The organism is Burkholderia latens, assembly GCF_001718795.1.
Classification (GTDB): Bacteria; Pseudomonadota; Gammaproteobacteria; order Burkholderiales; family Burkholderiaceae; genus Burkholderia; species Burkholderia latens_A.
Map to the genome: position 1 here is coordinate 1495909 of NZ_CP013438.1, position 21680 is coordinate 1517588.

A 21680-nucleotide genomic window follows, 5' to 3' on the forward strand; every position below is an offset into this window, starting at 1 on the left:
CCACTCTAAACCGGATCGGGCGGCGCAAATATCACGCATTCGAGACGTTTACGACGAAGGGGAGCAATGTTTGCCGCAGGCAAACCGGCGGACGGGTGTGCGCTTCGCGCGCGACGCGGATCGTGGGCGGTGCGACTGTCATGACGCAGCGCCCGCGAAGCTGGAGCGCCGACGATTCACTATTGCCACGCAGCCGGGGCCGCGTCGACCCTGCGCTTCAGCCGACTCGCCAGCCGCCGTTCACCGCGATAATCGCACCGGTGACGAACCCGGCGCGCGGTCCGGCAAGCCATGCAACCGCGTCGGCAACATCGTCCGGATGTCCGGGGCGGCCGAGCGGCGTCTGGTCGCGGATCGCCGCCGCGATGCCCGGTGCGACGCCTGCGTCGCCGAAGAAACGTGTGGCGGCAATGTAGCCGGGCGCAACCGCATTGACCGTGACGCCGCGCGGCCCGAGCTCGCGTGCGAGCGCGACGGTGAACCCTTCGACGGCCGCCTTCGCCGCCGCATACGCAAGACCGCCGGGCAGCAGACTCCCGGCGCGCGCGGCAATCGAGCCGATGTTGACGATCCGCGCGGCGCGCTCGGCCAAGTGCGGCAACACAGCCAGCGTCGTGACGAGCGTGCTTTTCAGATTCGCGTCGATGGCCGCCGTCGCATCGCGGCGCACGCTGAGAATCGTTCCGGGTAAAGCAGCGCGAACTAAGTCATGGCGCTCTTCCAACCGTGCCGGGAACCGGTCCATTTGGCCACGACGTTGCGCAGCGCCAGCCAGATTAGTTTGAGTACGGCCTCGTCCGATGGGAAGTGGCCGCGTGCCTTGATGATCTTCCGAAGCTGCATGTGTAGCCACTCAATCGCGTTGGCCGTATCTACAATTTTTCGGATGTCAGGCGCGAAGGCATAGAACCGAATCACCTGATCCCAGACCCGGCGCCAGAGTGCGGCAATCGGGCGCGTATTTCGTCCCCCCACGGGCCGCAAACCGGCATACACCTTCTTCCAGCGATAGCAGGTTTGCTCCGCTACCGGCATGCCTGCTTCGCCTGTTTCAACACCGCCACAATCTGCACGACACTGAAGCGCTTGCGTTTCATCGTACGGCTTCTTTCATACTGAAAAAGTCCGCCGAAAACTCGCTTACATCATGGTAATTTTTACTGGGGGCCGCTCACCAAGCCATTCTCTCAAATTTCAATTGGTCCGAAAATTCCAGGGCAGATCAGGACATCCGACCCAATCGGAACAACCTGCTTCCAAGCCATCTAGAAGACGAGTCTCGAGCTAGAATGCAGTCATGGAAAATCACCTGAAACCGCACCACGCAGCGATCCCAATCCGTCAAATCCGCGCGATGTACGACGACCACACAATCCGGGTCTACCAAGCGTACTCAGACGCGATCGCCGATTCTGCTCTGATGAATGGAACGTTCGTTTCGCCACCGTTCAAGATGGAACGAATGACCTGGATTAAGCCATCGTTCATGTGGATGATGTACCGTTCAGGCTGGGGACTGAAAGATTCCGGACAAAGACGCATTCTCGCCATCGACATATCGCGCGAAGGCTTTGAGTGGGCATTGGCTCATAGCTGCCCGAGCCACCCTGAGGAAGCAATGGATCGAGAGGAATGGTTGCGCATTAAGGAGAGCGCTCCCGTACGCGTTCAATGGGACCCGGAGCGCGATCTATCGCTACAACCGCTCACACACCGTGCGATCCAGATCGGCCTCAGCAAGCAAGCCGTCGATCTGTATGTGCATGAGTGGATACAGCGCATCACCGACGTAACTCCACTGGCATATAGCGTGCACTCTCTCGTCCTCCAAGGCGATCTCGAGTCAGCCCGCACCTTGCTGCCCATAGAGACCGCTTACGAACCCAGCGCTTAATTTAGTTTGAGCGATCGCTTACCGCACCACCCGAATGCTGTACCCGTCCGCGCTCATTTAGTTCATGCAACAGATCTCGGCCGTCAACGATCCAAAATTTATCGACGGCCGGGAACACATGATCGGGCAAGGTATTCGCAAAGTCGACAAATTCCCCGGTCCAACCATCAGGAACATAGCGCTCCAACCGTGGACCATCATGATAAAAACCGAAGAATCGCCTGCTATCAAAATCAATGAACGCAATTGGGAACAAAAAACCCACGTCCCACCAAGATTTCGCACTTGGGAATCTCTCCAGTAGAGCGTTCCTCAAAAAGCCAATACTTAATCGATGAGTCGCCGGCTCCCTCAAGAATTCTTCAGCTGAATTCTCGTCGACAACTACAATACCGGCTCTCTCCATTGCCGTTGCACCCTCATCAGGCACTTCGTAGCCTGCAGCGACAAACTCGCTCCTCCACTTTTCCCAATCGAGTACCAAATTATCGTGGTCGGACAATAGCCAATGAACCGCCCCCTTGTGACGCGCCACAGCAACGGCATATTGCCGGTCAAGCAGGTCGCGGGATGCTGGCCCTAGAATTTTTTCGAGATCTTTCATTGCTTCACCTTACCTGATCCTGGAACTGCATTCTCCTGCAACCATTGCCCCCAAGGTGATGGCAGCTCGTAAGAGCGGCCTGGCGTGGTCGGATCGACTATCTTAGGAGCCAATCCACCTTGGTTCAACGGGTTACTATTATAGCGATACTGCGGAATCGCATTCTCTTGGATGAAATCGTCTAGCCACGCAGGTATTTCGAATGAAGTCACGGAGCTATTAGGGCGCAATGTTTTGAAATATTCCGCATGCGCGGAGTCACCAATACTAATGTTCAACGTCCCATTCTGAATAATCGCGTTTCCGTTAGAATCCAGCGTAATAAGTGTCTTGCTCGCGTTAGGCATCTCGCCACCTTGCACCCGGTAGACAGTTGAGGTGTCACCAACCGTCACGTCCGGTGCGCCAATCTTGCCAGCGATCTTCGCCCCCGCAACGATACCCCCAACGGTGCCAACAACAGTACCGACAGCATTTGGATCACCTTGACCCACCGCTTTCATCGTATCGGCCAGGCCAGCAACCGAATTGACGGCCGTTTGCTTCAAACCGTTCTGCTGGATCGATTGGCCGATCTCACTGACCGGATCGCCGACGCCGCCACCAACAGCAGACAACCCGTCCAGCGTTTGCAATACGCCCTGCACGCCAGCGTTGGCTACTGTCTTAATGCCTGATGAAGCGGCCGTTCCCACCCACGACGCAACTTGCGTGGCCTTGCTGTTCGCGAGCTTCGCAGCATCCCACGCCCTCTGCGTCCAAGTGTATTGCAGGAACGTCGGATCGCTCGCTTGCGCATCACGCAAGATCTTCTGTGCGCGAGCGTCTTGCGCTCCAAGTTTCTGCATGTCGTCATAATGCCGGAAGTCCGCGGTACCCTTCACGAACTCCGCAGAACAATCGACTTGCGAGCAAGCAGCTGCAATCAAGCGGTTGTAGAGATCGACATTGTTCCCTGCCAAAGCCTTGATCTTGTCGATTTCCATGGGACTCAACTGCCGATTGAAGCGATCCGCACTCGCTCCAGTCAACGCCCCCGCTCCGCCTGCCAGCACGTTCGACGCAAGATTCCCCAGCAGTTCGTCTACGCTCGCGTAACCAGTCGGCCCCGCGTCCTTAATCGATTTAGCGAGCTCATTCAGCTGCGGCGCGAGGTTCGCCGACACACCGGCGCCCGCAGCTCCACCGGCTGCTCCCAATCCCCCACCGGTCAACCCGCCCGTCAATGCACCACCAGCGATATGTAACGCAACGCGATTGTCGCCGCCTTCGGCCCAGTCCTTCGCATCTTGCAAATATTGCGCCTGAAGCTTCGGATCGGTCTCGTTTGCCGCCGCTGTCAATGCTTCACGCTGCTTCTTATCCGCATAGGCTCCGATCTGCTTTGCAATCGCCTCCGATGCAGCCTGCGCCGCGTTGATGAGATCCGATTGATTGCTCAGCACCTGCTGCAGATCCGGCGTCTTGCTTACCGTACCATTCAGGTCCGACGTATCACGATTCAGCGTCGCCACATCCTGCTTCTGGTTCGCCTTGTCCGTGATCGTGATGCTGCCGTCGCCGATCGCGCTCTTCGTCGTCGCACTACTGCTGCCACTCTCGCTCACTTACAGCGGCAACGCACCGCCTGTATTCTTGCCGCTCGTCGGCCCATGAGTCGCGTAGTTGTTACCGCCATTGCCAACTCCACCACCGGCACTGACTCCGAAGCTACTTGCATCGTATTCCGAGTGGTTCTGAATATCCGAGAACGACAACGTCCCAGTCGTCAACTGATTCTTGTCAGGCGTCGCCGTACTCGCGATATACGCTCCCGTCAGATCCGTATTGCCCTTGACCGTCACATCAAAGCCGCCGTCCCCAGCCTGGATACCCGCCTGCTCGTTCACGCCCGCATAGTTGCCGCTCGCATGGCCGCTCTGCGCGCTGAAACTCGCGCTGCCGCCGCCCATGCTGGCGCTGAACCCGCCGCCCGAACTGCTCTGGTGCGCCGCGCTGCGGCTCGTATCCTGCACCGACGCTAGATTCAGATCGCCGCCGACATTGGCAATCACCTTGTTCGCGCGGATGATATTGGTATCGCCACCTCTGACGATCGTCGCGGTATTGCTCGTCGGGTTCGTCGTTTCTACTTCGACTGATCGTCGTCGTCCGTCTTGTAGCTGTGGCGTGCCTTCTTATAGCTGTTGTCGAATGGTTTGATTTTCAACATATGCGCTCGACTCGAAAACCCGCCTATCGCTGCAATAAAGAATCCCAATGTTGCCACCCACAGTGTTGGATCATATTTCAGCCCAATTAAAGCAATCGCAGCCCCCTCCAAGGGTCAATACCGCTTGAACCAACACAGTTAAATTCCCATCTTTTACAAGCCAAGCAGGAATCATTTTCTTCCTTTCTTCGAATTTTGAAGATCTTGCATCCATGCACCACCTTTAATCGATTCCGCAGCTTCATTTAGAGCCGGACCAAGGAGTGGCACCCGCGCAGAAACAAAATAATTAACCAAATCGACAACGCCGCTACCAATATAGTTAGCTGCATTCGGTCGCAACACTTGCTCAACTCCACCTGCGACCCATCTAACGAATGTCGCCCCTCCTGCAATTCCGGCCCATCCTGGCGACAACGGCCCGAGGATTTCGGCCGCTGCAGCTGCAAGCGCGCCTGTTCGTCCGGCAGTCGTTGCCACAAATGATGCCAAATCTGCAGTTGTAGCCCTCATATCATGGATTTCGGCTTGATTCGGCAAACGAGTAAACGGTCCAGGCACATCACCGCCAGCGTGAAACCCGAGCTCTTCACTTCATGGGTCTCTTCGTGACGACGGTCCGTCTGCGACGCATCGATCGTCACTTCCTTCGCGATGCCAGTGACGTCCTTGCCGGCGACAATATTCGACATTAATTCCGCGAACCGCACCACCGCCAACTCCGCGGTCGTTTTATTTACCTCCTTTAATGATCATCTTTCGATTTGTAGCTGTCGCGTGCTCTCTTATAGCCGTTGTCAAACGGCTTGATCTTGAGCATATGAGCCTGTGACGCATATCCACCAATTGCCGCCACCGCGACACCTAGCATAAATATGCCCTTAGATACAATCGAATTAAGGCCTATCAATGCCGAGCCAACAACCATTCCGATGCCGACCACGACAAATATTATCCTAATCCACTCTTTGAAGTTTCCATCATCAATCAACTTCATCTAGCTCACCTATTTATCCGTTTCTTGATCTGATCTGCCGCAGCTGAATTTTTCCATAACTCAAGCCATTCATTAATGAATGGACCGTACAATGGCAACCGGTCCAGAACTGGCTTTGCAGTCATATCCGTCGCGAACCCGACCGTGAAGGCTCCAAGGTTCGGACGCAGCACCTGTTCAATTGCACTCGCGCCTAAACCAATTGCGGACGCCGTAGTTGCCACACCAGCCGCTGCGGCTTGGCTAGGGCCCGGAACCGATGACACCGCACCAGCAATCGCGCCAACTCGCCCCGCATTCGTCGAAACCATCGCCGCCGTATCCGCTGTCGTGTTTCTCACGTAATTCACATCCGTCCGATCAAACTTCGTGAACGGCCTGGAGCAGCCCCCTGAAACACCGGACATAGCCTCTCACTTAAACTAGCGGGTAGGCATAAGACTGTGTTTTTGACTAACACCAGGCAGGAAGTGATGGAAGTGTTGACGGGCCCGGAGCGTCGGCGGCGCTGGACGGCGGAGCAGAAGCTGGCGATGGTTCGCGAGAGTTTCGAACCGGGGAAGTCGGTTTCGATGGTTGCGCGCCAGCACGGCGTGAACCCGAACCAGCTGTTCCACTGGCGCAAGCTGTACCAGGACGGGAGTCTGTCGGCGGTCAAGGCTGGAGAGGAAGTGGTCCCTGCATCAGAGCTGGCCGATGCCCTCAAGCAGATTCGTGAGCTGCAGCGGATGCTCGGCAAGAAGACCATGGAGAACGAGATTCTCCGCGAAGCAGTCGAGTATGGCCGAGCAAAAAAATGGATAGCGCACTCGCCCTCGCTGCCGGAGGACGACCAGTGAAACTGGTTTGTGAAGTTCTCGGCGTGTCGCGCTCGAACGTATCGGCACGACTGTCGCGTCCGGTGACGTGGCGCGATGGCCGTCAATCGCGGCAGACGGACGATGCGAGCGTGGTCGAGGAAATCCGCCGAGTCGTCGGCGATTTGCCCAGCTATGGCTATCGCCGGGTGTGGGGCTCGCTGCGCAATGAACGCATTGCTGCCGGACAGGTGCCGTTCAATGCGAAGCGCATCTATCGCATCATGCGCACTCACGGTCTGCTGATGCAACGGCGTCCAGCCCCGCCTCGGCCGCAACGTCGGCACGATGGCAAGGTGGCCGTCGCGCGCAGCAATCAGCGATGGTGCTCGGACGGCTTCGAGTTCCGCTGCGACAACGGCGAGCCGCTTCGAGTGACATTCGCGCTTGACTGCTGCGACCGCGAAGCGATGAGCTGGGCGGCTACGACGGCAGGTCACAGCGGCGACATCGTGCGCGACGTCATGCTGGCAGCAGTGGAAAATCGGTTTGGCAACGAGCTGCATACACCGTCCGAAATCGAGTGGCTGAGTGACAACGGTTCGGGCTATACGGCCGACGATACACGCCGGTTTGCAGCGGCCATCGGCCTGAAGCCATTGACCACGCCGGTGTGCAGCCCGCAAAGTAACGGGATGGCCGAGAGCTTCGTGAAGACAATGAAGCGCGACTACGTTGCCTTCATGCCAAAGCCGGACGCAGCGACTGCTGCACGCAACTTGGCCATCGCGTTCGAGCATTACAACGAGAAGCATCCCCATAGCGCGCTGAAGTACCGCTCGCCTCGCGAGTTCCGGCGCTCAATGGATTCAGCAACCTTAGTGTGACGCTGTGTCCGGGATTACAGGGTCAACTCCACGGCCCCGTTACCTCAAAGCTAGAGCCCTTCTTCCCGGTCTGGTCATACACGATGTTCGGCACTCCGTTCTGCGCCGAAGCAGAATTCGCAAGTATGTAGCTCTGCAATTCAGCATTCGGCCGCACCGTGATCTGGGTCCAAATCGGCTTGCCGTCATCGGTGTGCCCCGCATAGTGCCATTTCGCACCGGAGTCGGTCGGCATCGTCCCGACCAATGTTGCAGGTGCCCCAGACTCACGATCTCCGCCAATTGATCCTCCCATGATCCGCATTTGATCCTCAATCTGCGCCTGCGTATATCGGCCTTTGCTTTTTTCCGCCAGTTGCTTCGCTAACGTCTTTTCTTTCGCCTTGCCGTCCTCGTACAACTGCCGATTGAACCGATCGGCCGCAGCGCCCGTCAACGCACCGGTCCCACCACCCACAAGCGCACCGGCTCCGCCCGCCAGGAGGTTCGACGCGACGTTACCCAGCAGTTCATCCACGTTCTTGTTACTCGTCGGCCCCGCCTCCTTGATCAACTGCGCGATTTCATTCAGTTGCGGCGCTAGCTTCGCCGACACACCCGCTCCCGCAGCGCCACCCACCGCACCCGATCCGCCCGCCGTCAATCCGCCCGTCAGCGCACCGCCTGCAACGTGTAGCGCAACACGATTGTCGCCGCCTTCGGCCCAGCTCTTCGCGTCCTGCAAATACTGCGCCTTGAGCGTCGGATCGTCAGTCGCCGCAGCAGCATCCCGGGCGGCGTGCTCCTTCCTGTCCGCATAGTTACCGATCTGCTTCGCGATCGCTTCCGATGCAGCCTGCGCCGCGTTGATGAGATCCGATTGATTGCTCAGCACCTGCTGCAGATCCGGCATCTTGCTTACCGTACCATTCAGGTCCGACGTATCACGATTCAGCGTAGCCACATCCTGCTTCTGATTCTCCTTATCCGTGATCGTGATGCTGCCGTCGCCGATCGCACTCTTCGTCGTCGCGCTACTGCCGCCACTCTCGCTTACGTACAGCGGCAACGCACCGCCTGTATTCTTGCCGCTCGTCGGCCCATGAGTCGCGTAGTTGTTACCGCCATTGCCAACTCCACCACCGGCACTGACTCCGAAGCTACTTGCATCGTATTCCGAGTGGTTCTGAATATCCGAGAACGACAACGTCCCAGTCGTCAACTGATTCTTGTCAGGCGTCGCCGTACTGGCGATGTACGCTCCCTTCAAGTCCGTATTGCCCTTGACCGTCACATCAAAGCCGCCGCCCCCAGCCTGGATACCCGCCTGCTCGTTCACGCCCGCATAGTTGCCGCTCGCATGGCCGCTCTGCGCGCTGAAACTCGCGCTGCCGCCGCCCATGCTGGCGCTGAACCCGCCGCCCGAACTGCTCTGGTGCGCCGCGCTGCGGCTCGTGTCCTGCACCGACGCGAGATTCAGATCGCCGCCGACATTGGCAATCACCTTGTTCGCATTGACTTTCGCACCGACGATATTGGTGTCGCCTCCGCTCACGATCGTCGTCGTATTGCCCGCGTTGATGTGCGTATTGTTCTGCGTGGCCGCATCCGAGTTCGCATCGCCGTGTGCGCGCGACATTGCCGCCGACACGCCAAATCCGCCCGTGCCATACGACACGCCCACACTCGCGCTCCTCGACTCGTTCGTGCTGCGCGTGCTGTCGGTGTCCGTGCTATTGACCAGATTGACCTTGTCCGTGGCCTGCAGCAGCACGTCCCTCGCACTCACGTCCGATCCCTGGATCGTCACGTTGCCCTGCCCGGCGTTCTTGTCACCCGTCGCGACGAACGCGGCGGTGCCGCCCGCCTTCACGCTGCTGCCGTTGTGCTGCGTGCTGTCCTCGTTAAACGTCGGCTGCCCCCGCTACAAACAACGAACCCGGCAAACGCCAGATTCGCCGTCTCAGGCTTCATCGCCCTGATCTCCTCTTCTCGCAGAACCACATTATCAATGTGCATGGCGGAACCACTAGACCCATCAGCGTCACCCATTTAAAAAGTCGATCCCACGACGGCAGATGGTAGCCTCCCGCCCCCGCTAACCATGCTAACCCTGGCCACGCCAGAAACTCAAATAAAACTCCAATCACAACAAATATCAGCGAAAAGAATATAAAAAAATAGACAATGGTCGCCAGTTCGCGTTTAAATTTCATCATTGCTTGGAAGGTCGAGAAACATCACGATTAAATATTGCATTAACACTGCCACCGGCGCTTTCTGATCCAACCGCACCCGCAACCGTTCCACCTACCGACGGCAATGCACTTCGCGGCACATATTTTGATACTCCAAGCCCCAAATCAATCCAATCTGGCCGATACCACGGGTTGAATTTTTGATTCAATATTCCCTCAACTTTTCCGCCTGCACCATAACCAATCAGAGATCCAGCGGCTGCGCCGGCCATACCCATGTTCGGATTGCTTCCCTGGAGTGCCGAACCGGTCAGAGCTGCACCCGTATTCATCAGCAGGGCCGGTGATAAACCCGTACCAAACGTCAACGCTCCTGCAACGCCGGCCATCGCAGTATCAATAAAGTTGATCTTCCCGTCGTTGAAGACGTACTGAGCACCGGCGTTCACCACAGCGCCAATGCTGCCGCCCGTCGCCATGCCAGCAAGAGTCGGAATGCCACCAGCCGTCACAATCCCGAGTCCGATCATCCCCACTCCAGCCAACGTCGTTCCCACCGGGTCCTTCTTCGTATTCGACGTCACCATATCGTTATACGTCTGCCCTTGGCCCAACTGCTGCTGTCCTCGGTCATACGCATCCTGATTCGGCTTGATGTACTCGCTGTTGTAAGCGTGATTCGCATACTGCGGGTCGTTCTTGTAACCGGCGCAGTTCAGATTTTGGCAGCCCACGATGCTCCGAACTTCGTAATCGTGCTTTCCACCCGATGCCTCTGCCATCTGCTTGTCCGAATTCCTCAGCATCTCCGCTACGATTCGACCTTCCGCCAACTCCACGCTGATCCCCAGCTTCTCCGCCACGATCTTCGCATCCTTCTTCGCTCGCGCGTACTCATCCGGACTCAACTGCCGATTGAAGCGATCGGCACTCGCTCCAGTCAACGCCCCCACTCCACCTCCGACTGAAGTGGTCAAGTAACTCTGGACATAGCTCCGGGTTAGGCTGCGAGCGCGTCGAAACGCGCTGGCGGCATTCCCTTCGCAGCCGAGTGAAGGCGACGATGGTTGTAGAAATCGACTAAATAGTCGGTGATGTCTTGCTCTGCATGGCGGTGATCGAAGTACAACTGCTCGCCGATCCATTCACTTTTGAGGCTTCGGAAGAAGCGCTCGACCACCGCATTGTCCCAACAGTTGCCGCGCCGGCTCATACTCTGGATCGCGCCACGGGCGCGCAGCTCGGCGAGAAAGCGCGTGCTCGTGTATTGGCAGCCCTGATCCGAATGGAACATCAAGCCTGGTGCCGGGCGACGATGATCGTAAGCCCGTCTTAATGCCTTGAGCACCAAGTCGGTGTCCGCGTGCTGACTAAACGCCCAGCCCACAATGCGGCGCGCATACAGATCCATGACGACGGCCACGTAAAGCCATCCCTGCCTAGTCTGCACAAACGTGATGTCGCCCACCCATACCTGATTGCGCTGCGCCGGATCGAATCGTCGTGCAAGCAGATTCGGCGCAATCAGACTCTCGGCTTGCGCCACTCGATAACGATGTACGCGCTTAGACCGCACCAGCCGAGCCTTACGCATCAACGATCGTGCTCGATAACGTCCTACGTTGTGTCCGAGCAAGCGCAACGCTTGCGACATCCTCCTGCTGCCGTAGCTTCGACGAGTCTCCTCATGAATACGGCGCACCGCTTCCAGTACCGTCGCATCGCGATTTGATCTGCCTTGGCGCGCCCTCCATGCGTAATAGCTGCTGCGTGCTACACCAGCCAGTCGACAAATCAGCGCTACCGGGTAGGCCTTCTCCATCGCCTGGATCACTTCCAGGAGCGTTCGAGCTCCTTGACGAAGAAGGCCGTGGATTTTTTTAAAACTTCACGCTCCCGTTCGAGTTCGGCTACGCGCGCCTCCAGTTCCTTGATCCGACGCGCGTCTGCACTGAGTTGTGCCGGACTCGGCGCATCTAAACTGTGTGCCGCTCGCCACTGTGCGACCCAGCGACGCAGTGCGGTCTCCCCAACTCCGACAGCCTCACACGCCTTGGAAAAGGGGTAACCCTGCTCTACGACGAGTCGTATCGCTTCTTCTTTGAATTCCTCGGAAAACGCACGCCTGACCATGCTTTGGCCCTCCAGACGACACGTTACCTCCTTTTCGAACTGTCCAAGGGCATTGAACCACTACAACGACACGTTACCTCCTTTTCGAACTGTCCAAGGGCATTGAACCACTACACCCGTGGCAGAGCGCCGTCGATCGCCTGCTCGCCACCGCCGGCTTTGTGCCCGGCAACCATGTGCTCCTCTCCGTCAATTACCGCTCCCAGCAATTGACCATCTCCCCCGATCACCACTACCGCATCGCCAATCGCGAGATGACCGAACAGGAGATTCTGGATCGCATCCGTGACGAGCAGCAACTCGCCGCTGAACGACGACATCGCCGTCGACCTCCTTCGAAACAGGCCTAAACACCGAGCCCGGCATACGCCGGGCTCAGTCGTTCAGCTAAAAAAGATGTTCTTCAACACCACGTACACGATGAAGCCCATCAGCGCGGTGAAGGCAATAACCCCAACTATCTTTTGCCCACGTGTTTTAGGAGCCGAGCCTGGAATTCCAACCATATTTACCACCTAATCCCTGTCTTACCTTGATCATTACTGTACCCGCCACCGACACCACCAACGTTAGTGTTCTTCCCGGCGCTAACCCCACCACCAACACCAATAATGGTCGCAGTTCCATTACCCGGCGAATTCATGATGCCTGTGCCAAATATGCCGTAAGCACCAGTCATGCCACCGGCATAGCCTCCAGCAAAGTTATTTGTCTGGCCAGGAGCGACGCTCGTTCGATTGAGCCAGCCGGCAGTAATACTTGCTGATGCCTGAACTGGATTGGGAAGCGCCATATTGACACCAGTTCCGAAGAACGCATTTCCATCCCGCGTAAACGTTCCCCACACACTGCCCACGAAATAATCAATCTGGAAGTTCACAAAGTCCGGTGCACGGACCAGGCCTGGATTCTTGCCCGTCGTCGTCGCCTGATACGAGAACCCGCTACCCTGCGCTCCCTTCACAATATACGCCTGCAAATCAGGATCGCCCGGACCCAACGATTGCGTCCACACCGTCTGACCCGCCTTGTTCACGCCGTACCGCGTCCACTCCGTCCCGTCCTGCGGCATCTCTCCCGACGCTACTCGAACATTGCCCGGCAACACCCCTCCATCGCTCATCACCAGATCCATTTGCGCCATCTGATCCTGAATCTGCTGCACCGTGTATTTCCCGTCGCTTTCCGATGCCAGCTTCTTCGCCAGCGTCTGCTCCTTCGCCTTGTTGTCCTCGTGCAACTGCCGGTTGAACCGATCGGCCGCAGCACCCGTCAACGCCCCAGTCCCGCCGCCAACCACCGCACCGGCCCCACCCGCCAACAGATTCGACGCGACGTTACCCAGCAGTTCGTCGACGTTCTTGTTACCCGTCGGCCCCGCGTCCTTGATCGACTGCGCAATTTCGTTCAGTTGCGGCGCCAGCTTCGCCGACACGCCTGCCCCCGCTGCGCCGCCGACTGCGCCCAATCCGTCCGCCGTCAATCCACCCGTCAGCGCACCGCCTGCAATGTGTAGCGCAACGCGATTGTCGCCACCTTCGGCCCAGTTCTTCGCGTCCTGCAAATACTGCGCCTTGAGCGTCGGATCGTCAGTCGCGGCAGCAGCATCCCGTGCAGCTTGCTCCTTCCTGTCCGCATAGTTTCCGATCTGCTTCGCGATCGCCTCCGACGCCGCTTGCGCCGCGTTGATCAGATCCGACTGATTGCCCAGCACCTGTTGCAAGTCCGGCGTTCTATCGACTTGACCGTTCAGATTCGACGTATCCCGGTTCAGCGTCGCAATGTCCTGCCTCTGATTCTCCTTATCCGTGATCGTGATGCTGCCGTCGCCGATCGCGCTCTTCGTCGTCGCGCTACTGCCGCCACTCTCGCTCACGTACAGCGGCAATGCACCACCCGTATTCTTGCCGCTCGTCGCCCCATGCGTAGCGTAGTTGTTGCCGCCGTCACCAACGCCACCACCGGCACTCACACCAACGCTGCTAGCGTCGTATTCCGAATGGTTCCGAATGTCCGAGAACGACAACGTCCCGGTCGTCAGCTGATTCTTCTCAGCCGTCGCCGTGCCCGCAATGTAAGCGCCCTTCAGGTCGGTATTACCCTTCACGGTGATGTCGAAACCACCGTCTCCAGCCTGGATACCCGCCTGCTCGTTCACACCCGCGTAGTTGCCGCTCGCATGGCCGCTCTGTGCGCTGAAACTCGCGCTGCGGCCGCCCTGGCTGACGCTGAACCCGCCGCCCGAACTGCTCTGGTGCGCTGCGCTGCGGCTCGTGTCCTGCACCGACGCGAGATTCAGATCGCCGCCGACATTGGCAATCACCTTGTTCGCGTTGACGTTCGCACCGACGATATTGGTGTCGCCTCCGCTCACGATCGTCGCCGTATTGCCCGCGTTGATATGCGTATTGTTCTGCGTGGCCGCATCCGAATTCGCATCGCCATGCGCGCGCGACATCGACGCCGACACACCGAAACCACCCGTGCCATACGACACGCCCACACTCGCGCTCTTCGACTCGTTCGTGCTGCGCGTGCTGTCGGTGTCCGTGCTGTTGACCAGATTGACCTTGTTCGTCGCCTGCAGCAGCACGTCCTTCGCGCTCACGTCCGATCCCTGGATCGTCACGTTGCCCTGCCCGGCGTTCTTGTCACCCGTCGCGACGAACGCGGCGGTTCCGCCCGCCTTCACGCTGCTGCCGTTGTGCTGCGTGCTGTCCTCGGTAAACGTCGTCTTGCTGTACGACGAGCCGAAGCTCAACTCCACCTTCGCCTCGACCTTGCCCTTCGGATCGTTCAGCGCCTTCGTCATACTGCCCGTTGCGCCGACCAGATCGGCCATGCCACCGGCCGCGGCAATCGCATGCAGCGCAGCCGCCCGCCCATCGTGGCTGCCGCCGGCGCTTTGCGCCTGCTGATTCACGTTCTGGATCGCATCGATCACCGGCGACTTCACCGCCAACGTGAAACCCGAGCTCTTCACTTCGTGGGTTTCTTCGTGACGACGATCCGTCTGCGACGCATCGATCGTCACCTCCTTCGCGATGCCCGTGACGTCCTTGCCGGCGACAACGTCCGAACCGGTCACATGGAGTTTGTTGCCGGCCACCATCGACACGCTGCCGTCCGTGCTGCCGATCAGGCTGCCCTGCGTACCCTTCACCGTATCGCGGCTGGTATCGATCGTCTGGTTCGTGCCATACGAGATGCCCGCACCCGCGCTGCCGAGACCGGACTTCTTCACGTCCTTGTAGTGATACTCGCTAGACGCCGTATCCGCCGTCGTGATCGTCAGATCTCGGCCCGCAGAAAGGCTCACGTCGTTGGTCGCTGCGATCGTCGCGGCGGTCGCCGTCAGGTCGCTACCGGCCTGCACCGCAACCGTGCTGCCCGACAACGTCGTGCCGATTGAATTGGTATAGCTGCTTGAATCGATCGTATGCGTCGACGTAGACGACAAGAAGCCGCCTTCCTTGCGATAGTGTTCATCCTTTGCACTGGCGCTCTGTTCGCCGGCCTTCAAGTTAACGTCATGGCCGGCGCTCACGCCGATTGCGCCCTGTGCATTCGCGTAAGCCGCCGTCGCGTTCACATCGCGGCCGGCGACGACCGCCAGATTGCCGCCCGTCGCGATCTGCGTTCCGATATCACGCGAGGCCGAATGTTCGGCGTGATTTCGGTCGTCCCACTTGATCGCATCCTGACTGCTCTGGCGAACCGCGTTCAGGTTCACGTCGTTGTTGGCTGCGAGCACCGCGTCGCCGGTGGTCGCAATCGCAGCTGCATTTGCATTCAGATCGTGCCCAGCCGCCGCGTGCAACATGCCCGCATTAATCGTCGAAATGCGATCGATACCGGTTGCAGTGCCGGTCTTCGTGGTAGCTGAACTCGTGGTCGTGGTCAGGTTGATGTTACGCCCCGCCGACAACGCCACGGTATTGCCCTGGATCAACCCGCCGAGGTTGTTCAGATCCTTGTCGGCGCTCGCCACAACGGTGCCGCCTGCGACCGTTCCTCGGTTGTCGATCGAATCCGCATGGATGATCGTCACGTTGCGGCTCGCAATCGTGCCCGAGTTCTTGTATGCGCCGTCCGCATCGACGGTGACGTTTTTGCCGGAAATGATCGCGCCTTCGCCGGTCACGTCCGCCGCGTTCGCGTGCAGATACACCTGTGGCACCAGCACGGTTTGATGGCTACCGTCCGGCAACGTCACCGTCCGATTGACGAGCCACACGATGTCGCTGGTCAATGCAGCCATCTGCGCTGCGGTCAGCGCCGTTCCGACGTTCAGGCCGAACTGCTGCCCTGCCGTCACTCCATTGGCGATCAGCGCCTTGTATTCGCTCTCGTTGTCCGTGTAGTTGCCAATAAACCGCTGGCCCGTCGTCTGGATGATCTGCTGCTGGATCAGTTGTTGCTCGTAGAAGCCATCGCCGATTCGCTTGAGGACCGTGTTCGGATCGATCTTGAGTGCATCGAGCATCGTGTCGCTCGACAGCCATTTCCGCCGATCGGTAAAGCGCGGATCCGTTTCGATCAGGAAACGGCTGCCCGGGTCGCTAGTCACCTGGTACAGCGCATTGTTGGGCAGGCGCGTGCTCGGCGTTACCGTCCGCACGACGACGCCGCCGACATTGGCCTTCACCGCCGTTACCATTTCGGTGCCGACACCCTGCACGGATACGCCGGCGATTCCTTGCGCACCAATATCCTTACCGGCCACCGGTGCCACACCGGTTCCGCTCGCCCCCTGCGCCGCGGACGTGGCAACCGCCACGCTCTTGATCGGATTCGACGGCTTGCCTGGATCGGTCAATACGACAGGAAGATCGATCGTCTGCGGCGGAATGGCCGGCACGAACGGCGTCGAGCTGGTCGCACGCTCGTCGCCGCTGAACGCTCCGCCAGACTGAACCCACGTATAGATCGCCTGCCCTGAGCCCGTGAACGTTTCCGCGCCTTGCGCACCGATGTTCTGTACGTTTTTCGGATTGTTGCCGTCACCGGCCACGATCTGGCTCTTGTCGTTGACGCCCGAGGCGGTATTGATTGTGATACTACGACCAGACGTGATCGTGCCGGGTTGCGAAGCCGTCACGACATCCTTGGTCGATGTCACGTTGGCCGTATAGACGGTGTAGGTCTGAACGAGGCGGCTCGCCACGTCTCCGTTATAGCCAACGAGCGCCCGGTTCAGGTTCTGGTAGGCGGCGACGGTGTCCTTGTACCACTGCTGGAATGGCGCACAAGCCGCGTGGGTCGAGGTCAGGCATGATGGACTCGGCGGACCGAAGGGATTCGGCTTTTCGCCCGTTACATCAGCTTCGGTCGGCGGCTTGACGGAGAACCAGTCGCTACCCACCCCTCTGCGGCCGGCAAACAGCCCGGCGAGACCCGTCATGGCAAACGGCCCCTGCCTGGTCCACGCGGGATTTACATCGGGCGGCGGCGCCACGCCGAACGTTGCCCAAATATCGGCCGGCACCGTCCGATACGCACCAGTTTGCGAAGCAACACCTTCACTACCGAAATTGTTTGCGGGATACGCAGTGCTATCGATCTTGCCCGCCACCCCGTTCATCGTGTACTTCGCATACTCGGCGAACGGATATTTCGTGGAGGGCAGCAGAATGAACTTCTGATCGTCGTCGAGCGCCCACTGGTAGTCGGTACCCGGGCGAATTTCATGGTTGTTCTTCTGGTACAGATAGACGGTCGACGGATCGATCTTCTCGGTCGAGCCCGGCACCTGATACCACAGCTGATTGCCGCTGGTAGTCGTAACGGTCGACGTCTGGAAATTCGAGTTCAGGTTTTCGAAGCGATTGGTGTCGATCGTGATGTCACGGCCGGCGTCGATTTGCGCACCGTTGTTCGTCACGATCTGCGCGCTGCCGGTTGCCCGACGGTTCGCATCCAGCCCGCCGCCGACACGAATATCGTTGCTCGCATAGATCAATGCGTTGTTCAGATTCCTGAATGTCTGCGCGCCGATGTCGAGGTCGCTCCGCGACGCGATCACACCGCCGACGCCCTTCACGTTCCGGTCGTTGATCACCGTCTTCGCACCGACCGCGACACTATCGCCATATATCCGGCCGCCCGCATTATTCACGGTATCGCCGGCAGTCACCGTCGTTGCACCGCCATCGATCAGACCTTCGTTCGTGATCGACTCGTTCGCATGAACGTTGGCGACATTGCCGCCGACGATCTCGCCGGTCGCACGGTTCCGCACGGATTTGGCAGCGACGCTGGCAGCGTTGCCTGCCGACAGCGTGCCGGTGTTGTCGAGCGTGCCGCCGGCAGTCGCCGTCAGATCATGCCCCGCCACGATCTGGCCACTGTTCGTGAGGTCACCTTGGGCCGTCACAATGACGTCGCCGGCCGATTGAAGCTTGCCGTCGTTAGCGAGCGTGCCCGTCGAGATCGTCAGCTTCCGACCGCCGTTGATGTCGCCTTGGCTGTTGATCAGCGTATTGGCGGCACTCAGCACCGCGGCACCCTTCGACTGGACGCTGCCCGACGAATTGTCGATCGTCGGAGCGGTCAGCGTCGCATCCTCGTCCGCCCGAACGGAGCCGGCCGTATTGTCGATCGTGTGGCTCGCAGTCAGGACGACGCTTGCGCCTTCCATGCCCGCGACCATGCCCGGTACACCGGCCGTCGCGGGCAACGTCGCATTGGCTGTTTGCGCATTCCGGATCGTGTCGGCATTCACCGACAGCTTGCCACTTGCGTGCATCGCCCCGCGCGTATTGTCGACGGCCGTACCGGACACGCGCACATCACTGTTGCCACCGATCTGGCCGGCCGCGTTCGACACGGTACCCGGGCTTTGTACAGCCAAGGCGCCGTCCGCGACCAGCGCGCCGCCATCGTTGACCACCGAGGTTGAGCGGATGACCGCTGCGCCGCTCGACGACACCGCGCCGCCGGCATTATTCAATGCGCCGGTCGCGAGCGTTACGCCATTGCCGAGCACCTGACCGCCTGTGGTCTGCCCCGGCAACACGCCGTTATCGAACGTCTGGCCGTGCGAGTCGATGTCGACGGCAGCGGTTGCCTGCACGAGGCCCGAACGGTTATCAAACGCTCTCGATCGACCGATCAGCGATTGACTCGCCGCCACGGTGCCGAGCGTGTTGTCGATCGCGCTTTGGCCCGATGCCAGAGCAACGTTCGAGCCCGTAATCGTGCCGCCAGCATTCAAGAGCCCGGCGTTCGTCAGCGTCGTGTTGCCAGACGCGAGCAGTTTGCCGCCCGCGTTGTCGGTCGTGCCGGCCGTCGTGACGGACAAGCCGCCCGAGACGGACCCGATCGTGCCGCCCCGGTTCGATACCGACTGTGCGGCGATGATCGCCTCGTGCGTCGCGCCGATCGTACCGCCCGCGTTCGTCAGCGAGCCGGCAATATCGAATTTCGCGGCATTGGCCGAAACCATCCCCTCCGTATTGTCGAACGCGGCGGCTTGCGCAGTCAGCGCGCCCGCCGAGGCGATCTTGCCGCTCGTGTTGTCGATCGTCTGCACAACGTTCAACGCGGTGTCGCCAGACGACGTACCGATCTGCCCTGCATGGTTGCTCAGGGTGTTTGCCGTGACTGCAGTACCGGATGCACCGACCAGCTTGCCGCCGTCATTCGACGCCAAGCGCGACGCGCTCACCGACAACACGCCCGCCGTCGAGCCGATCTCGCCGCCGGCATTGCTGAAACCGGCGGTCCGAATCGTGGCGTTCGTACCCGCGGTAACGCTACCGTTGTCGTTGACGAGCGTGTCGGCATTCATGTTGAGCTGGCCGGCCGAACTCACGGTGCCGCTTGTGTTGGTCACGGCCTGCGTAGCTCGCAGCGTCGTGTCGCCGGTCATCGATCCGAGCTTGCCCGACGTATTGTCGACGCCGTCGGCGGTCAATGTCAGGCCGTTCCCACCGACGATGGCACCAGCGCGGTTCGAGACCGATCCGGACGCTGCGATCGTCAATGCGTCGGCTGTGCCGATCTCACCGCCCGCGTTGGCAATGTCGGCAGCGTGGATATGGGCTGCGCCGGCGCTGAGCGTTCCGGTACCGTTGTTCAGTTCCGCAGTCTGGACGGTCAGCTCTCGCGCGGACGCGATCTTGCCTTTCGCATTGTCGAGCGACCGCGCGACATTGAGCGATGTATCGCCTGCCACGGTCCCGATCTGGCCTTGCGCATTGGAAACCGCGCTCGCCGCCAGCGCGAGTCCGCTACCGCCCGCTATCTTTCCGCTATCGTTGGACACGTTGCCGGTTGCCGCGACCGACAACGCGCCCGTCGACGTGCCAATCTCTCCCGCGACGTTCGTCAAGTCGGTTGCGGCAATCTGCGCGGTGCGCGCCGTAATATGCCCTCGCGTATTGTCGAGCGCCCCCGTCGAGTTCAGCGACAACACATCGGCCGACAATGTACCGGCCCGGTTGGAAACCGCTCGCGCCGTCACGTTCGCCTGGCTGCTCGAACCGATGGCGCCGGAGTCGTTGATCAACTGTCCGGCATTCAGCGCCACGTTCTGACCGCTCATCGTGCCGCCAACGTTCGATAGCGTGCCGCCTGTCGTCACGTTGATCGCGTTCTCTGCGGCGACCGTTCCATGGTCGAGCGTGACGCCGCCGGCGAAGACATTCACGTTGTCGCCCGCCGCCAACGTTCCGCTGCTGGTGATGTCGGCCGCGCGTGCCGTGACGGAGCCGCCGCCGACCAGATTGCCGGCCGGGTCGGCACCCGCGTAAGCGTGTCCGCCATTGTCGAGCGACGTCGCAGCCGTCAGGTCCGTATTGCCGCCTGACGAAATCGTTCCGGCGTTCGACAACGCCCGGGACGCATCCAGCTCCGTAGTTCGAGCACTGACCACCGTGCCCTGCTGAGACACGTTGGCGCCCTCGATGCGCGTGTTGGCAGCCGATTGAACGCGCGCGCCAGGCGCAATCGTCACATCGCCATTATTCGAGACCTGGATGTCTCCGGTCAGGGACGTAATGGCACCTGCATCCCGAACGCCGACGCCAGCCTCGGTTCCGACCATCCGGACGCTGTTGGCGAACATGCTGCCCAGCGCCTGGACGTCGATCGCGACACCCGGCGTCGCGCCCGTGCCCGCCTGCGCCTGCATGGCGTTGCTTGCGTAGTCGACACGGTTCGCACCGGCGACCGCATTGATCGAATCTGCCCACACTTGGCCGTTGATCGTCATCGCGCGCGAAATCAGGTCGATCGCACTACCGTGCGCATCGAGCCCCGCGCCGCCAATGCCGATTTGTCCTTGGATTACGTTCAAGCCAGCGAGCGTGCCGTCGGTATTGAAGGTCGGCACGCCGGTCGTCAGCGTGACGCGCGGAACATTCAGGAAGCCGCAACCCGAGCACGTGATACCGGCGGGGTTTGCGATCACGAGATTCGCCCGGCTGCCCGCTATTTCCGTCGGCCCAACCAATTGGCTGGGATTGCCGGACGTGACCTGGTTGACGATCACGCGCGCAGGGTTGTTGCCGATGAACGGGTTGCCCTGCACCCAACCGGCCAGTTGCGACTGCGAATCTCTCCCGCTGTTGACCAGCACCGCGCCCTTCGTGCCGACGTTGTACTGCGTGAAGTTGTTCAACGACACGCCGTTTCGCGGTGCCGTGATGTTGACGAGCGGGATACCCGATGCCGACACGCCGACGACCGGGTGGGTCGGTCCGCTGCGGTCGGGCGTCATGGGCAGCGTTGCTTGCGCTTCAACCGCCAACGGTTGCATGCCGAACGTGCACAACGCGGCGAATGCCGTTGCGCGGGCAGCGAACCAGATCGATATTCCGGAATCCGCCGATGCAAGGTGAACCGCCCGCCGCACTCGAGCGCGCTCCCCTCCTCCATGCACCGACGCGTTTTCGTCAACGGCCACCAGCATGCCGCGCACGGCACTGAACACCAAGCGAAAGATTCCCGAATTCATGATCGTTTTATTCTTGAT

12 protein-coding genes and 3 pseudogenes are annotated in these 21680 nt (G+C 59.8%); 2 read left to right on the forward strand and 13 right to left on the reverse strand.

Annotated features, from left to right (window positions below; genetic code table 11):
• Positions 1-217: 217 nt before the first annotated feature.
• Positions 218-745 (reverse strand): SDR family oxidoreductase, encoded by a 528-nt coding sequence (locus tag WK25_RS25990; protein ID WP_257785762.1) that lies wholly within the window; start codon positions 743-745, stop codon positions 218-220.
• Positions 703-969, reverse strand: a pseudogene (locus WK25_RS25995) (transposase); the annotation flags it as partial. The gene WK25_RS25990 and the pseudogene WK25_RS25995, both read right to left, overlap by 43 nt.
• A gap of 328 nt (positions 970-1297) precedes the next feature.
• Here WK25_RS25995 and WK25_RS26000 point away from each other — a divergent pair.
• Entirely contained in the window at positions 1298-1894 is a 597-nt protein-coding gene (locus tag WK25_RS26000; RefSeq protein ID WP_069243134.1) for a DUF4291 domain-containing protein, read from the forward strand.
• A 1-nt stretch (position 1895) separates the two neighbouring features.
• Here the strand turns inward: WK25_RS26000 and WK25_RS30900 are convergent, their stop codons facing one another.
• The 6 genes and pseudogenes from WK25_RS30900 to WK25_RS31460 form a co-directional block, all read right to left on the reverse strand.
• Positions 1896-2498, reverse strand: a complete 603-nt coding sequence (locus WK25_RS30900) for a hypothetical protein (RefSeq protein WP_083253085.1) — start codon at positions 2496-2498, stop codon at positions 1896-1898.
• Positions 2495-4633, reverse strand: a pseudogene (locus WK25_RS32210) (hemagglutinin repeat-containing protein); the annotation flags it as partial. The pseudogene WK25_RS32210 and the gene WK25_RS30900, both read right to left, overlap by 4 nt.
• A gap of 248 nt (positions 4634-4881) precedes the next feature.
• Positions 4882-5223 carry a hypothetical protein gene (locus WK25_RS31455; protein ID WP_156789103.1) on the reverse strand — a complete coding sequence of 114 codons (342 nt, stop codon included), beginning with the start codon at positions 5221-5223 and terminating at the stop codon, positions 4882-4884.
• Positions 5220-5402 carry a hypothetical protein gene (locus WK25_RS26015; RefSeq protein WP_156789104.1) on the reverse strand — a complete coding sequence of 61 codons (183 nt, stop codon included), beginning with the start codon at positions 5400-5402 and terminating at the stop codon, positions 5220-5222. Before WK25_RS26015 ends, WK25_RS31455 begins: the two co-directional genes overlap by 4 nt.
• A 53-nt stretch (positions 5403-5455) precedes the next feature.
• Entirely contained in the window at positions 5456-5707 is a 252-nt protein-coding gene (locus WK25_RS26020) for a hypothetical protein (protein ID WP_040140288.1), read from the reverse strand.
• A 5-nt stretch (positions 5708-5712) separates the two neighbouring features.
• Positions 5713-6018: a hypothetical protein gene (locus tag WK25_RS31460; RefSeq protein WP_167432675.1), complete on the reverse strand. Its 306-nt coding sequence runs from the start codon at positions 6016-6018 to the stop codon at positions 5713-5715.
• Positions 6019-6180: 162 nt separating this feature from the next.
• Between WK25_RS31460 and WK25_RS26030 the strand changes: the two genes are divergently transcribed.
• Positions 6181-7391, forward strand: a protein-coding gene (locus tag WK25_RS26030; protein WP_135801118.1) for an IS3 family transposase whose coding sequence is annotated in 2 segments (ribosomal slippage) — positions 6181-6496 and positions 6496-7391 — 1212 coding nt in all. Because the reading frame shifts where the segments join, the coding sequence is not laid out codon by codon here.
• Positions 7392-7413: 22 nt separating this feature from the next.
• Here WK25_RS26030 and WK25_RS26035 read toward each other — a convergent pair.
• From WK25_RS26035 to WK25_RS26060, 5 genes and pseudogenes are all read right to left on the reverse strand, one after another.
• A pseudogene (locus tag WK25_RS26035) lies at positions 7414-9282 on the reverse strand (hemagglutinin repeat-containing protein); the annotation flags it as partial.
• A gap of 303 nt (positions 9283-9585) precedes the next feature.
• On the reverse strand, positions 9586-10545 hold the full coding sequence (locus WK25_RS31465; RefSeq protein WP_167432676.1) for a hypothetical protein: 960 nt from the start codon (positions 10543-10545) through the stop codon (positions 9586-9588).
• Between the two features lie 23 nt (positions 10546-10568).
• Positions 10569-11701, reverse strand: a protein-coding gene (locus WK25_RS26045; RefSeq protein WP_156789107.1) for an IS3 family transposase whose coding sequence is annotated in 2 segments (ribosomal slippage) — positions 10569-11452 and positions 11452-11701 — 1134 coding nt in all. Because the reading frame shifts where the segments join, the coding sequence is not laid out codon by codon here.
• Positions 11702-11811: 110 nt separating this feature from the next.
• Positions 11812-12021, reverse strand: a complete 210-nt coding sequence (locus tag WK25_RS26055) for a hypothetical protein (protein WP_069243141.1) — start codon at positions 12019-12021, stop codon at positions 11812-11814.
• Positions 12022-12209: 188 nt separating this feature from the next.
• A complete protein-coding gene (locus WK25_RS26060; protein WP_156789108.1) occupies positions 12210-21662 on the reverse strand; it encodes a hemagglutinin repeat-containing protein in 9453 nt (3150 codons plus the stop codon).
• Positions 21663-21680: the final 18 nt, after the last annotated feature.

Excerpts from the sequence above, each read along its gene's own strand:
- WK25_RS25990 (WP_257785762.1), bottom strand. The coding sequence starts at position 745 with ATGGACCGGTTCCCGGCACGGTTGGAAGAGCGCCATGACTTAGTTCGC.
- WK25_RS26015 (WP_156789104.1), bottom strand. The coding sequence starts at position 5,402 with ATGTCGAATATTGTCGCCGGCAAGGACGTCACTGGCATCGCGAAGGAA.
- WK25_RS31455 (WP_156789103.1), bottom strand. The coding sequence starts at position 5,223 with ATGAGGGCTACAACTGCAGATTTGGCATCATTTGTGGCAACGACTGCC.
- WK25_RS26020 (WP_040140288.1), bottom strand. The coding sequence starts at position 5,707 with ATGAAGTTGATTGATGATGGAAACTTCAAAGAGTGGATTAGGATAATA.
- WK25_RS26000 (WP_069243134.1), top strand. The coding sequence starts at position 1,298 with ATGGAAAATCACCTGAAACCGCACCACGCAGCGATCCCAATCCGTCAA.
- WK25_RS31460 (WP_167432675.1), bottom strand. The coding sequence starts at position 6,018 with ATGGTTTCGACGAATGCGGGGCGAGTTGGCGCGATTGCTGGTGCGGTG.
- WK25_RS30900 (WP_083253085.1), bottom strand. The coding sequence starts at position 2,498 with ATGAAAGATCTCGAAAAAATTCTAGGGCCAGCATCCCGCGACCTGCTT.
- WK25_RS26060 (WP_156789108.1), bottom strand. The coding sequence starts at position 21,662 with ATGAATTCGGGAATCTTTCGCTTGGTGTTCAGTGCCGTGCGCGGCATG.
- WK25_RS26055 (WP_069243141.1), bottom strand. The coding sequence starts at position 12,021 with ATGTCGTCGTTCAGCGGCGAGTTGCTGCTCGTCACGGATGCGATCCAG.